The organism is Microcystis protocystis FBCC-A270, from assembly GCF_050500235.1.
Lineage (GTDB): Bacteria > Cyanobacteriota > Cyanobacteriia > Cyanobacteriales > Microcystaceae > Microcystis > Microcystis ichthyoblabe_A.
Window position 1 is genome coordinate 3,938,001 of the sequence record NZ_CP191407.1, and the last position, 13,543, is coordinate 3,951,543.

General features: G+C 44.5%; 11 protein-coding genes and 2 pseudogenes. 9 read left to right on the forward strand and 4 right to left on the reverse strand.

The window, feature by feature from the left end:
- Positions 1-90: 90 nt before the first annotated feature.
- Together ACQY1X_RS19145 and ACQY1X_RS19150 are read left to right on the forward strand one after the other, a co-directional pair.
- Positions 91-570, forward strand: coding sequence for a hypothetical protein (locus ACQY1X_RS19145; RefSeq protein WP_002735718.1), 480 nt, complete (start codon positions 91-93; stop codon positions 568-570).
- A gap of 220 nt (positions 571-790) precedes the next feature.
- A complete protein-coding gene (locus ACQY1X_RS19150) occupies positions 791-2,443 on the forward strand; it encodes an acetolactate synthase large subunit (protein ID WP_002737584.1) in 1,653 nt (550 codons plus the stop codon).
- Between the two features lie 124 nt (positions 2,444-2,567).
- On the opposite strand, the gene ACQY1X_RS19155 is transcribed toward ACQY1X_RS19150, so the two are convergent.
- Positions 2,568-3,812, reverse strand: coding sequence for a DUF4912 domain-containing protein (locus ACQY1X_RS19155; RefSeq protein ID WP_002737786.1), 1,245 nt, complete (start codon positions 3,810-3,812; stop codon positions 2,568-2,570).
- Positions 3,813-4,213: 401 nt separating this feature from the next.
- Between ACQY1X_RS19155 and ACQY1X_RS19160 the strand changes: the two genes are divergently transcribed.
- The gene (locus ACQY1X_RS19160; RefSeq protein WP_430015016.1) at positions 4,214-5,551 is read left to right on the forward strand and encodes a histidine phosphatase family protein; all 1,338 of its coding nucleotides are present in this window, start codon (positions 4,214-4,216) and stop codon (positions 5,549-5,551) included.
- A gap of 145 nt (positions 5,552-5,696) precedes the next feature.
- Here the strand turns inward: ACQY1X_RS19160 and ACQY1X_RS19165 are convergent, their stop codons facing one another.
- Together ACQY1X_RS19165 and crtD are read right to left on the reverse strand one after the other, a co-directional pair.
- Complete coding sequence (locus ACQY1X_RS19165) at positions 5,697-6,389, reverse strand: PEP-CTERM sorting domain-containing protein (protein ID WP_430015017.1); 693 nt, start codon at positions 6,387-6,389, stop codon at positions 5,697-5,699.
- 350 nt (positions 6,390-6,739) lie between these two features.
- On the reverse strand, positions 6,740-8,248 hold the full coding sequence (gene crtD / locus ACQY1X_RS19170; RefSeq protein WP_430015018.1) for a C-3',4' desaturase CrtD: 1,509 nt from the start codon (positions 8,246-8,248) through the stop codon (positions 6,740-6,742).
- 189 nt (positions 8,249-8,437) lie between these two features.
- Between crtD and ACQY1X_RS19175 the strand changes: the two genes are divergently transcribed.
- The gene (locus ACQY1X_RS19175) at positions 8,438-8,959 is read left to right on the forward strand and encodes a hypothetical protein (protein ID WP_002736927.1); all 522 of its coding nucleotides are present in this window, start codon (positions 8,438-8,440) and stop codon (positions 8,957-8,959) included.
- Positions 8,960-9,029: 70 nt separating this feature from the next.
- Positions 9,030-9,719, forward strand: a complete 690-nt coding sequence (gene nblR / locus ACQY1X_RS19180; RefSeq protein ID WP_430015019.1) for a response regulator transcription factor NblR — start codon at positions 9,030-9,032, stop codon at positions 9,717-9,719.
- A gap of 111 nt (positions 9,720-9,830) precedes the next feature.
- Here the strand turns inward: nblR and ACQY1X_RS19185 are convergent, their stop codons facing one another.
- On the reverse strand, positions 9,831-10,628 hold the full coding sequence (locus tag ACQY1X_RS19185; RefSeq protein WP_069473748.1) for a glutathione S-transferase family protein: 798 nt from the start codon (positions 10,626-10,628) through the stop codon (positions 9,831-9,833).
- Between the two features lie 128 nt (positions 10,629-10,756).
- Here ACQY1X_RS19185 and ACQY1X_RS19190 point away from each other — a divergent pair.
- The 4 genes and pseudogenes from ACQY1X_RS19190 (at position 10,757) to ACQY1X_RS19205 (ending at position 13,362) form a co-directional block, all read left to right on the forward strand.
- Positions 10,757-10,937, forward strand: a pseudogene (locus ACQY1X_RS19190) (hypothetical protein).
- Between the two features lie 127 nt (positions 10,938-11,064).
- Entirely contained in the window at positions 11,065-11,493 is a 429-nt protein-coding gene (locus ACQY1X_RS19195) for an ATP-dependent zinc protease family protein (protein WP_002737273.1), read from the forward strand.
- A gap of 288 nt (positions 11,494-11,781) precedes the next feature.
- Positions 11,782-12,705 (forward strand): annotated as a pseudogene (locus tag ACQY1X_RS19200) (restriction endonuclease).
- Positions 12,706-12,780: 75 nt separating this feature from the next.
- Positions 12,781-13,362 carry a phycobiliprotein lyase gene (locus tag ACQY1X_RS19205; protein ID WP_024969812.1) on the forward strand — a complete coding sequence of 194 codons (582 nt, stop codon included), beginning with the start codon at positions 12,781-12,783 and terminating at the stop codon, positions 13,360-13,362.
- The last annotated feature ends 181 nt before the right edge of the window (positions 13,363-13,543 follow it).

Consider the following 13,543-nt stretch of genomic DNA (forward strand, 5'->3'; position numbering starts at 1 on the left):
GTTAAAATTATAAAAAGCCCACACTCCCAGAAAGCCATTTATTTTTTACAATGGAAGATTACCTGGATTATTTTTGCGGGGGGGCGATCGGTGATTCTCAATTTTTCCCTAAGGATTGTAGCGGCCAAAGGCAGACTATTCTGTAAGTTTTCACTCTACAAAACCTATCGGGTGGTCAGTAGCGCCCCCGTCGATGTCCTCTGGCAAAAATTAATCAATGTGGCCGATGTCTCTTGGCATCCTTTGATTGCCAAGGCCGATGTTCCCTTGGGTTTAATCGCTAAACCGGGGTTAATCTATCAAGCTGTCACCCGTCTGACTCCCATTCCTATCCGGGTTTTCGTGGAAAATGTCCGCCCCGGGGAACTCCTCAGCCTCAGAGTTCTCGCTATCCCCGGCATGGAACAGAAAATGACCTACCAAGTGGAATCAACCCTCTGTGGTACTTATATTTCCTATTCTGTCACCCTGCGCGGTTGGCTGTCCCCGTTTATCTGGTGGTTAAGTCGTCCCTATTTAGCCAAAGTCGCCGCCCAACTAGCCCACGCTGCCGAAGAATTAACGGCCTAAAAAAAAATTCCCCTCCATTGTGCTAATAAATAATCTGCCAAGGGTCAAGATCTAAGTCACAATAGTATATGGATAGACTTAAACAAAATTTTAGTCAGCTACATTGGTACATATAGTCTACTGATATCATCCCGACGAGTTGAGCGCAACAACCTCAATCCGCCGGGATGAACTATCTCTAGAGACTTTACTGATGAAGTAAGCTCTACAGGAGGGAATTATGGGGGAATTAAACACAGCCGAACTTCTAGTTAAATGTCTAGAGAATGAAGGGGTCGAGTATATTTTTGGGCTACCCGGGGAAGAAAACCTCGATGTTTTGGAAGCCCTAAAAAACTCCTCGATCAAATTTATCACCACCCGTCACGAACAGGGCGCGGCTTTTATGGCCGATGTCTATGGACGCTTGACGGGAAAAGCGGGGGTTTGTCTCTCCACCTTAGGACCGGGGGCGACTAACCTGATGACAGGGGTAGCCGATGCTAACCTGGATGGGGCACCCTTGGTGGCCATCACCGGCCAGGTGGGAACCGATCGGATGCACATTGAATCCCATCAATACCTGGATCTGGTGGCCATGTTCGCCCCAGTGACGAAATGGAATAAACAGATCGTCCGGCCGGGTATAACCCCAGAAGTGGTACGGAGAGCCTTTAAAACCGCCCAAAGTGAGAAACCGGGGGCAGTTCATATCGATCTTCCTGAAAATATCGCCGCTATGCCTGCCGATGGTAGTCCTTTGCCCCTCGACAGTCAGGAAAAAGTTTACGCTTCCTATCGGACTTTGAATATGGCGGCGGCAGTGATTTCTAAAGCCAAAAATCCCTTGATTTTGGCGGGAAATGGGGCAATTCGCGCTAATGCTAGTGAGGCTTTAACGGAATTCGCCACGGCCTTGAATATCCCTGTGGCTAACACTTTTATGGGTAAGGGGGTGATTCCCTATACCCATCCTCTGGCTCTTTGGGCGGTAGGATTACAGCAACGGGATTTGATTAGTTGTGCCTTCGATCGCAGTGATTTAATTATCGCTGTTGGTTACGATTTAATCGAGTATTCCCCGAAAAAATGGAATCCAGACGGGAAATTACCGATTATTCACATCGGCATGACTCCAGCGGAAATTGACAGCAGTTATGCTCCGGTGGTGGAAGTGGTGGGTGATATCACCGATTCTCTCATCGATATCCTCAAACGGGCCGATCGCCAGAATAAACCAACTCCTGTCACTGCGGGATTAAAGACGGAAATTCGGGCCGATTACGAAACCTATGCCAATGATACGGGTTTTCCGATCAAGCCACAAAAATTGATCTACGATCTGCGTCAGGTTATGGGACCAGAAGATATCGCTATTTGTGACGTGGGCGCTCATAAAATGTGGATGGCCCGCCATTATCACTCCGATTGTCCTAATACTTGCATTATTTCTAACGGTTTCGCCGCTATGGGTATTGCTATCCCTGGTGCGATCGCCGCTAAGTTAGTTCATCCCGATAAGCGCATTGTGGCGGTGACGGGAGACGGCGGTTTTATGATGAATTGTCAGGAATTGGAGACAGCTTTGCGGGTGGGAACTCCCTTCGTCACTCTCATCTTTAATGATGGCGGTTACGGTTTAATCGAATGGAAGCAGTTAAACTATTTTGGGACATCTTCTTTTATTAAGTTTGGTAATCCCGATTTTGTTAAATTTGCCGAAAGTATGGGATTAAAAGGCTATCGGGTGGAATCTACTCAGGATTTGATCCCGACACTAGAGGAGGCTTTCCGGCAAGAGGTGCCTACGGTGATCGATGTTCCCGTCGATTACGGTGAAAATCTGCGTCTTTCCCAAAAATCGGGCGATTTAAGCTGTCAGATTTGGGAATAGAAGTTGATAGCGGCAAGCAACCCCCTCGGTAGCTTGCCGTTAACTTCTCGAAAAAAATCCCCTAACTGAATCTCAGTTAGGGGGAAGTAATTAGGTTGGCTTTGGTAACGTTAGAAAACCCGATCTAGAATAACCATTCTAGAACCGCCTCATCTTTAGTGTTGGTATTGCGAGAGGGGGTTTCCCGGGTAAATTTCATGTGGATAGAACGATTTTGTTCACCATCGGCGGCCACGGCCATAATCGGATAATCGATTAAACCATCTTGGAAGGACATCTGATAGCGGAAAGTGCCATCGGGATTGAGTTTAATCGGACGACCACCGATAGTTACGGTGGCATCGGGTTCGGTGGCACCATAGACGATTAATTCTGCATCGGCAACTAACCAGAATTTGCGCGGACGTTGTAGGGTTTCCGAAGCACCCATACCGATACCAGAAGCAGTCATCCCGATACCGGAAGCGGTTAGTCCCGATACCGTGGGAACTGCCCACATACCAACCCCGGAGGGGAATACATAAGAACTGATCACTTCCGACATCGGTACGGAACCAGCGACGTGCTGCATGGAACCAAACAAGGAACCGGCCACCCGTAGGGCCTCCATATCGCCGACACTCTCGAAAATTTGGTCGTAGATAGGGCTTCCGGTGGTTCCGGTGCTGCTGTCGTAGCGTTTGCTGGGGGGAACGAGTTCGTAAACAGTTTTACCCACCAGTTCTTCTTCCCAGTTAACGGTGACAAAAATATCTTCAATCCAGTCGGAAGGATAGACGGGAGGAATGCGGACTAAAGGAGAACGGGCCAAAACTAACCAACGACCATCAGCACAACGATAACCGATATCGATAACATAATCTCGATCGCTGACCGGAATCGGTAAATACCATTCCCGGGCTAATTCATCACAGAGATATTCTTGGACGCTATGCGCGCCTTGGCTATTGATATCGATATCGGTGACATCATAAAGACGCAGGGCTAACTGTTGTCCTCCTTGACGACGGAGATCTTCTTTTGATTCGTTGGGGATATCCCAGTAAGCATAGGCCCACTGAGGATCGCGAGGTAGGAGGGTAATGCGATTTTCACCGTAGCCACCGGGCAGATCTCCTAAACCATCATCCACTGAACCTAGAATATCTTCGATCGGGTTAGCTTGACCTAATTCAAATTTTGCTGCTTCCACTGGTTTTTCCTCTTTAATAATAGATTTAAAATTGCCGCTTACTCCCATAGCTTGGGTAATTGCCTCGATTAATTGCGTTTTCCGCATCCGACTGTAACGAGAGATGCTGTATTGACTGGCAACTCGTCGTAGTTGCCGCAAGGTCATCTCATCTAAGGGGGGGTATTCTGGAACCATGAGTTGACGCTCTCCGATTAGTTACGACGGCAAATGTTTTTGGGCATTTGCAAAAGCAGTGATCTGGGTAATCCTTCAACTACTCATCGATTGCTTTGTGAACAAGAGATCCACTCGATGGGGATCAAGGGAATCGCTTGTTATAAATACCTATTAAACAGCAAGATTCCGATTTTGACCAAGTACATTGTCATGGTTTCTTGATAAAACCGCCAAACCCTTGATCCCAAAGAGATTGTTATATCAGAAAGTTTTGATATGCTGTGCTGCCTTGAAACTGTAGGCGATATTTTAGTACAAGTGTGCTATGCTAATTACTGATTACTGATCACTGATTTGTACTCCGATCCCGATCGCCTGTAATCTGATATTGAGACTTTTAGTTAAGGAGACTGAACCGCTTGGCTACTCGTGTGATTATTGTTCGTCATGGACAAAGCAGTTATAACGCAGAGCAGAAAATACAAGGTCGCAGTGATGGCTCGGTTTTGACGGAAAAAGGGCATCTGGACGCGGAAAAAGTAGGAAATGCCCTCAGTCAAATCGATATCGCCGCTTTTTACTGTAGTCCTCTCCAAAGAGCCAAATCTACTGCTGAGGTGATTCAGTCTCGTTTAAATCACTCTCCCGTCATTCAACCCACTTCGCAGTTACTAGAAATCGATCTGCCTATCTGGGAAAATATGGTCAAAGAGGAGGTAAAAGCTCAATACCCCCAAGAATATCGGGATTGGCACCAAAAACCTCACGAATTTAAGATGATACTGCCCAATGGTCAAGAACATTATCCCGTTCTCTCCCTCTATCAACAGGCCCAAGATTTTTGGCGAGAAATTATTCCCCAACACCAGGGCCAAACTATCCTCATTGTTGCCCATAACGGCATTAATCGCTGTTTAATCCTCAGTGCCATCGGTATTCCGGTTTCCTTATACCATTCCCTGCAACAATCTAACTGTTGCGTTAATGTTCTCAATTTTACGGGTAATTTTGGTGATCCTGTCCAGGTGGAATCCCTCAATCAAACGGCACACCTAGGGATAGCTTTACCCCCACCGCGTCCTCCTTTCCAAGGATCGAGGCTGCTGCTTGTGCGTCACGGAGAAACCCAATGGAATCGGGATAAACGTTTTCAAGGGGTGCGCGATATTCCTCTCAATGATAATGGCAAAGCTCAAGCTGAGAAAGCCGCCGAATTTCTGCGAGAAACGGCGATAAATCACGCTGTCACCAGTCCTTTATCCCGTCCCAAGGAAACTGCCCAAATTATCCTGCAATATCACCCCAATGTCACCTTAGACACCCAAGGGGATCTGACAGAAATCTGTCACGGACTTTGGGAAGGCAAATTAGAGGAGGAAATTGAAGCAAGTTTCCCCGGTATGTTAGAAGACTGGAAAAATGCCCCGGAAACCGTACAAATGCCGGAAGGGGAGAATTTACAGGAAGTTTGGGATCGAGCGATCGCTTGTTGGCGGCAAATCGTTAAAACCTATAGTAATAGCGATCAACCCAAAACAATTATGGTAGTGGCCCACGATGCCATTAATAAGGTGATTCTTTGTTATTTATTGGGTTTAAAACCCGCCAATTTCTGGAATATTAAACAGGGAAATGGTGCGGTTAGTGTTATCGATTATCCCAAAGGGGTTGACTCTCAACCGGTCCTACAAGCAATTAATATTACCTCTCATCTAGGAGCGGGAATACTCGATCGCACGGCAGCCGGCGCTTTATAACAGTTATCAGTTATCAGTTATCAGTTATCAGTGGGTAAGTTAACAGTTAACAGATTTGAATTTTAAGTGAGCAGTATGTGGTAAGTGTGCAGTATTAAATAGCAGTTTCTTGCCATCTTTTCACTGATTACTGATTATCAGCCAGTCAGCTGCCCTTGGCTTTCTTAATTAAGAACAGACTACCCCCAAGTATGGCGAAAGCAACAACCGCATTGGGTTCAGGAACTTTGGTAGCAAAAGAAGCATTGTCAATTTCAAAACCATCGACAGTTGTCGTATTATTGCTAAAGACAACAGAACTAAATTCTGCCGTCCCGACAATACCAAGAAAGCCATCACGTCCACCAATTGTATTATTGACGAGAATGGTTTGGTTCCCTGTGCCATCGAAATTCCCTATCAAGGTTAACCTGTCTGTATTAGTACTGAAAAAATCAGCACCGAATGCCCACACGGGAGCAGGAAACTGCCAGGTTATCGTATTAGAAGCACTATTAACTGTACCCGCTTGGGTAGCATTATCGTAAGCACCAGAAGTGACGACGTTAACACTGTTGTTATTAAACGGAGGATTAGGCAGTGTGGGAGGAGCGGAATTAGTGGAAACAATCCCTGAATCTAGGGTAATTGACTGTGCCGAAGAAATAGTATTGCTAAAGGTATCGGTGGTAATCTTGTACGAGGGGTTAGTGGCGAGTGCCGCTTCCCAGGCAGTCCGATTTGTATAAATGGTATAAGCACTAACAGAAGACACGCTACTTAACAGTAGAGTTACTGTCCCTGTGGCGAAAGCTAAAGAATTAAGGGTATTGAGCTTCACTAGGTTATTTCCTCTCATTAAAGGTGAATAAAAACCAGAGTATCAGAGCAGGTACGAAAAATCCTCTCATCTTTGTAAGGAATAATTACAACCCACCTTCCGCACTTCTTAACATTCAATTGATAATTTTTACTAATACATTGCTTACAACCCTTTGCCAGTAAAGATTGTAGCTACAAGGATCGATTTTCATCAAGGTGAAGAATTGTAATTTGTTTTCTCAGAAAAAATCAATTATTGAAAATGTTCTCAATAGTAGTTTCTACAATGAAGCTTTTTCGTCAAAACATCTTGGGGAATGTAAAAATATATAAAGGTATATGAAGATGTGCGGAATGTCGGATTTAATTCCAATTCCACCCACCCACTTAACTAGAAGCTAATAATTGATTCTCAATCTGTCTAACTACCGTGAGTGCCGAATAGCTGACTCCGGCAGTGCCTTCTCCCGGATGGGTGGAATCTCCTACTAACCAAAGATGGGGGATCGGAGTGCGCGTCGCTACGCCAAAAGGGCCAAAAGTGGACAGTCTTTGACCAATACCGCCGACAATGCCCTGATTTCGCCCCGTAAACCGTTCAAAAGTGCGAGGTGTAGCTGATTCGATATGAACGATGTGATCAGGACTAAGATGGAAATAATTACCGAGACGCTCGATCGCCTCTTGGGTGTATGCTGCTTTTAATTGCTGATAATTATCTTCTCCTTTTCGCCACCAAAGACTGGTATCGGTGAAGGAAGAAGCAATAATCGTCGCTTTTCCCACTGGAGCGCGACCATCCCCTTCTTTACTCACGGAAACAAACAAAGAGTTATTTTCGCCGATTATGCCATCGTAATCGTAGAGGAATTGCAAATGGGGGGGACAATCGGGGGGAATAGCAGCGCGATCGACTCCTAAGTAAACCACAAAAGCAGCGGATGCGGGGGGAAGTTTTTCAATTCTCCGGTGATAAAGACTGGGAATGGCTTCGCGATCGATTAATTGTGGTAAATTTTGGATCGGGATATTAGCGACAATCTCATCGGCCATTTCTGGATGTATTTGACCATTTTTTTGATTTCTGACGATAATTCCAGTGGCTTTTCCCTTTTCTGTCAGTATTTTTTTCACTGTGTGGCGCATTTGCAATTTACCGCCGTATTTTTCCAAAGCTGTTACTAGGCGATCGCTTAATACCTGCATACTACCCTGAAGGTGGGATAAACCTTGGGGAGACTGAGAAACTGCTAAAGCGGTGGCGGCATAAAGTAAAGCGGTTTCATCGGCAGTAACTTGGGAATAAAGCTTTAACTGGAGATCAAGGAAGGTTTTTAGGCGTTTATCCCTCTCTAAGCCGTATAATCGCAGAGCATCCCCCACAGTCATCAAAGTAAAGGGGAAGGTAATGGCAGTATCTACACGCAAAGCGGCGATTAATTGCCCTAAATCCCACCAGTTGCGCGGGGGTAAAACTGGATCGCGACTTTGAAAACGCCAACTTGCTTGAAAGAGTTTTTGTAATAATTGCCAAAAAGGTTCGCTGCCCGGAAATTGTTTTTGTCTTTCCTCTTGCCACTTTTGCCGATCGCGCCAGACATTAATCGGATTGGTTTCCCCCGGCAGAAAAACGGCACAGGCGGGATCGCAGGGGACAGAATCGGGTAAATCTATCCCTAATTCGGCAAAAATGCGCTGATGAATGCCCCCTACTTCTAATCCTGCCACTTGAGTTGCCCCCACGTCAAAAGTAAAACCCCGACGGGAAAAAGTCGAGGCACAACCCCCGGGGACAAGCGCCTGATCATATACTGTGACTTGATAACCTCGACGCGCCAATAATGCCGCCGCCGTTAGTCCGCCAATCCCTGCACCAATAACGGTAATTCGCGTCATTTTCTTAACAATTATGGCTCTTCTAGAGTAGTTATGATATGTTAGCAGAAAATAATCGACGCAAGCCTTGCCAAGTAAGGCTCACCAGAATTCAAAAAAGCAATTTTAATAAAAAAAGCTTTTTGCTTTGTTGGATTCCAGGCTATTTAAGGGTTTAGGCTCATTTAAACTACTAATTAAGGAAACTCTATGAACCAAGAATCCCTCGCTTTTAAGGACGGGAGTGTCAACACCTTAGTGATTTGTACTGGTTTTCATGATTCTAGATTGACGGAGGATTTTTTAGGACATCTGGGGAGCAAATCGGTCAAATTACGCTCCTATATTATTATTTCTCCTTTTTCTTGCTTAAATGAAGCTTTTTTACCCGGAGAAGACCTAACCTTGATTGGGTTTAGTGCGGGGGTGGTAAATGCGATCGCTTTAGCCTATTATTGGCAAGCTCAAGGGGTGAAAATTCGAGCTTTAATGGCTCTGGACGGGTGGGGAGTGCCATTAATCGGTAATTTTCCCATTTATCGCCTTAGTCATGATTATTTTACCCATTGGAGTTCCTGTTTATTGGGTAGCGGTGGAGAAAATTTTTATGCGGATCCCCCTGTAGATCATCTTAGCCTCTGGTCGTCCCCCGATCGAGTGACCGGTTGGTCTGTCAATGGTAATTTTGTCCAACGCACCACAGCGTTAACTTTTTTATCTAAAATCGGTTAGGCAAGAATGAATTAAGTATAATTGGCCAGTCGCCTCCCTATCTTTCCTATTTCTTTACCGCTGCCGACTAATGAGTACACCAGTTCTGAGTTCTTCGATTCTCTTGGTGGGAATTGAGGAGAATATCGCTAAACTAGCTAGTGCGAACTTGCAAGAAGCAGGTTATCGTCCCCTGATTGTGCCTAGCATTGATAGCGCTTTCCCAGAAGTGGAAAGTTGGCAGCCAGCGATGATTATACTCGATCGCCTCCTCGCGGCGGAGGCCGGTGTAAAGTTTTGTCGTCGTTTACGTTCCCAGGGAAGTCGCGTTTATATTATTTTATTAGTATCTCAAGAAACTCTAGAAGAACGTCTCGCCTGTTTGGAAGCGGGAGCCGACGATTATTTTCTCAAACCCTATAATTCGCAATCTTTCCTCAAATTAATCCGTTTTTACCTGCAACCGATGGAAACTATCCCCGAACAATTGCGCTTCGGTGACTTAGTATTGGATTTAGCCACTCGTCGTCTCTCCTATAAGAACAAAAATATTGAGTTGACGATGAAGGAATTTGAACTGCTCCGCTACCTGATGATTCACCCGAAAGCAGTATTATCAAGGGATCAAATTCTCGAAAATGTCTGGGGAGATGAATTTCAAGGAGAATCAAACGTTATTGAGGTATATATTCGCTATTTGCGCCTGAAAATGGAAGCTGGTGGTCAAAAACGCCTCATTCATACCGTGCGCGGTGTCGGCTACGTTTTACGCGAATCTTAACAGGAGATAGGAGCCGGTCGTCGGTCGTCAGGAGATTATTTTTATTTATTTTCCCTACACCCTACACCCCACACCCCACACCCCACACCCCACCACCCTAGTCAAGCTCTGCTATTCGATCTGGATAGAGGTGGGGGAATCGATGGGAGGGGTGGAACTCCCCGGGGTAATAGTTTGACGGTATTGACTATAAAGACGATCACGCCAGACAAAAAAGCCCTCGTAGGCGCTATTATCAGCTAACCCCGGAATCCCCTTGCCTTGCAATTCCGGGGGTAAGTTGAGATAGGAACCCTGGGGAAACTTAAGCAGTACACTTAATCCCGCCACAGCTAAATCGGCTAAAGTGGGCTGATCCCCGACTAAATAGGGACGATTGGCTAAAATGAGGTTTAAAGCCTCTAAGTCCTGTTGTAGCCCTTTTTTAGCCGTATTGATAGCATCTTTTCCCAGACCTACACCCGTCCCAAAAATATCAATTAATTCCCCCGGCAAGGAACCCAGCAACAAGCGCATAAAATCGGGAGTTTCCCGGGGTAAAAAGGCGGTACGAAAGTTTTGATTTTGGGCAAAAGCGCCGAGAAAAGCGGTTCTTCCTTTTAATCCCAGGGATTCATCGGCCCATTCTTCGATTAATAAACATTGACCCCGTTGGAGGGGATCCGTAGGGATAATTGGTTTTTCAGGATACTTGCGATCGAGATAAAAAGCAATCTCCGTCGAGTCAGCGATATAAGTGTCACCATCCTTGAGGACCGGGACCTGGCGCTGTCCGGAAAGACGGAATAATTCCAATTGTCCCACCCCTGGCACCACGTCCCTTTTTTTATAGGCAAGACCTTTATAGTCGAGGATGAGACGGACTTTCTCACAATAGGCAGATAATTCAAATTGGTAGAGTTCTAGCATAGGATAATATAGCCTCTCGATAAATCAGTTTCTCCCTGATTACTCTAACCCTATCCGGCATCAATCGCCTAAACCTAAAGACTTTACTCCGATTTTACTCAAACATTTGTGGTTCTTCGGTTTGTGTTATGCAATGGACGGGGGTTATAAGAGATGAAACCCTTATAGAAACAGAGATTACCGCAATTTTTGTCAATTGTTTGCGATCTGGAGCGAACTAATCAATTAAGTCTCTTGCCAGATAAGGATTTAGTCGATTTATGCCCCCCTATCGAACCATACCAAGTAACGAAGAAGCAGATGTTTTAAATTCATACCACACCCAGGAGTTTGAATGGTCTAATTGTAGTCGCTCAAATTCAATCTGTAAACTTTTAGAGGGAGGAAATTAAGAATTCTGCTACATTAATGAATATTCTAGACGAGAGACAAAAAAATGACCCTCGATCGAGTGATCGTCGGTTGGCGAGAATGGCTCGATTTACCCGATTTAGGCATTACCAAAATTAAGGCCAAGATTGATACAGGCGCTCGCTCCTCGGCCCTACACGCTTTTCATCTGCATCCTTTTCGAGATGGCGATCGCAATTGGCTGCGCTTTCAAGTTCATCCCTACCAAAAAGATAGTCACCACACTGTCACCACCACCGCAGAAATCCTCGAATGGCGACAGGTAAAAAATTCCGGTGGTCAAAGTCAACTACGTCCCGTTATCAGAACAAGTGTATTGCTTGGCGGTCGTCAATGGCCGATCGAATTAACCTTGACTAATCGCGATGTCATGGGGTTTCGGATGTTATTAGGACGAGAGGCCCTAAAAAAAGGCTTTCTTGTCCATCCGAATAGGTCTTTTTTACTGAGTTAAGTTATATTTAAAGCCGTCAGTTTTGAATCAGTTATCAGTTATCAGTTATCAGATGTGAGTTTTTAGTTCACTGTTTACTGTTTACTAAAAAGGCTCCACTACTTCCCGATCTCCTATACCTTTTAAACAAGATTTAGTATTAGATGCCCATAATATTGATTCTCTCTCAGATTCTTGAGGAATGCCTCTCGACATTCTTAATAATTTCAGGTGTATTATTATCTATCTAAATTCTTGGAGCTTGTTGCTGTATAATTGTGATGACTGCCCCCGCTTTTCATCTGAACTATGCCTATTCCCGATTTTCAATCGATTATGTTGCCTCTATTAAAAATACTTGCAGATGGCAAAGTGTATAAATATCGAGAAATTATTGAAGCCTTGGTCAGAGAGTTTCAAGTCACAGAAGCGGAAAGAAAAGAAATGCTTCCCAGTGGACAACAAGAAATTTTTTCTAATCGAGTCGGTTGGGCAAAAACCTATTTAAAGAAAGCGGGATTAATTGACTCACCCAAAAGGGCAACTTTTGTAATTTCCGAGAAAGGAAAAGAAATCTTATCTCAAAATCCTGCTCGAATTGATGCCAAATTTCTCAGACAGTTTCCTGAATTTCAAGAATTCAATCGAGTCAATAAGCAAAATGAAACTATTACTCTTGAAAGCAATTTATCAACTTCTGATCAAGAACAAAACCCAGAGGAATTACTAGAAAACTCCTATCAAGAAATTCGTCAAGCATTAGCAACAGACTTACTTTCTATTTTGAGAAAATTATCCCCAGATGCGTTTGAAAAATTAGTAGTAGAATTACTGGTAAAAATGGGTTATGGTGGCTCGATTAGAGATGCAGGTAAAGCAGTGGGTAAGAGCGGGGATCAAGGGATTGATGGGATAATAAAAGAAGATAGACTCGGTTTAGATATAATCTATATTCAAGCCAAAAGATAGGCTGATAATAATGCCGTTGGTCGTCCAGAAATCCAGAAATTTGTCGGGGCATTAGCGGGACAAGGAGCCAAAAAAGGTATTTTTATCACCACTTCCTATTTTACCCAAGAGGCTTTAGAATATGCCCCCAGAAATGAGATAAAAATAGTGCTGATTGATGGGGAAGAATTAGGTCAATTCATGATTGATTATAATTTAGGTGTATCGACAAAAGAAATCTATGAAATCAAGAGAATTGATCATGATTATTTTGGGGATGAATGAGAGAGAGAGAGGGACAAGGGTTACAGAAAACGGCCATGGCGTTAAAATAGATGGAAAAAACAGAGGATAAAAACTATGGACGGTATGACCTTTTTTCAGAAAAGTGCGGGACAGTGGAAATCTCAGCGCACCACCCATCATTTACCCTTTCGACGCGCAGAAACCGGCGATTCCGAGATTTATGTGGAAGCTTTAAGCGCCGATAACCCGAAAATTATCGCTATCTGTGAAATGCACGAAGTCGATCCCGCTAAGACTGTGGGGGGTGCCTTTGTCAGTTGGGATGGTTCGATGCAGTGGGACAAAGAAGACGAAAATCATCAAGGAACCACCGTTTTTGCGCTAATTCCCGATGAAGATAATCCCCAAGCTGGTGTTCTCCTGCGGGAGCGAGGTTATGCGGAAATCATTCCCGTGGCGGGCCGTTATCACATTGATGAACAGGAAGGTTTAGTCTTAATTACAGAATACGAAACTATGACCTCGATCGAGCGTTTTTGGTTTGCCGATGCCGATTTACGTCTCCGCACTAGCACAGTTCAACGTTTTGGCGGTTTTAATACGGCCACTTTTTGTGCTGAATCCCGCAATCAGTCATCGGAGTCAGTCTCTAGTGATTCCCCCGAACCATCATCCTATTCGATTAGTGGCTGGTAAATTCAGTTATCAGTTATCAGTTATCAGTTATCAGTCGAACGCTTTTTTCTCCCCTCTCCCTGCTCCGGCGCTCCCCAACACCCTGGATGGTAAGCAAGTTTTCTTAACAATTGTAAGAATTTTTAATATTTCTTTTCTAGTTGGCACCTACTCCCTTATCATTAGGAGGAAAGTTTTTTAA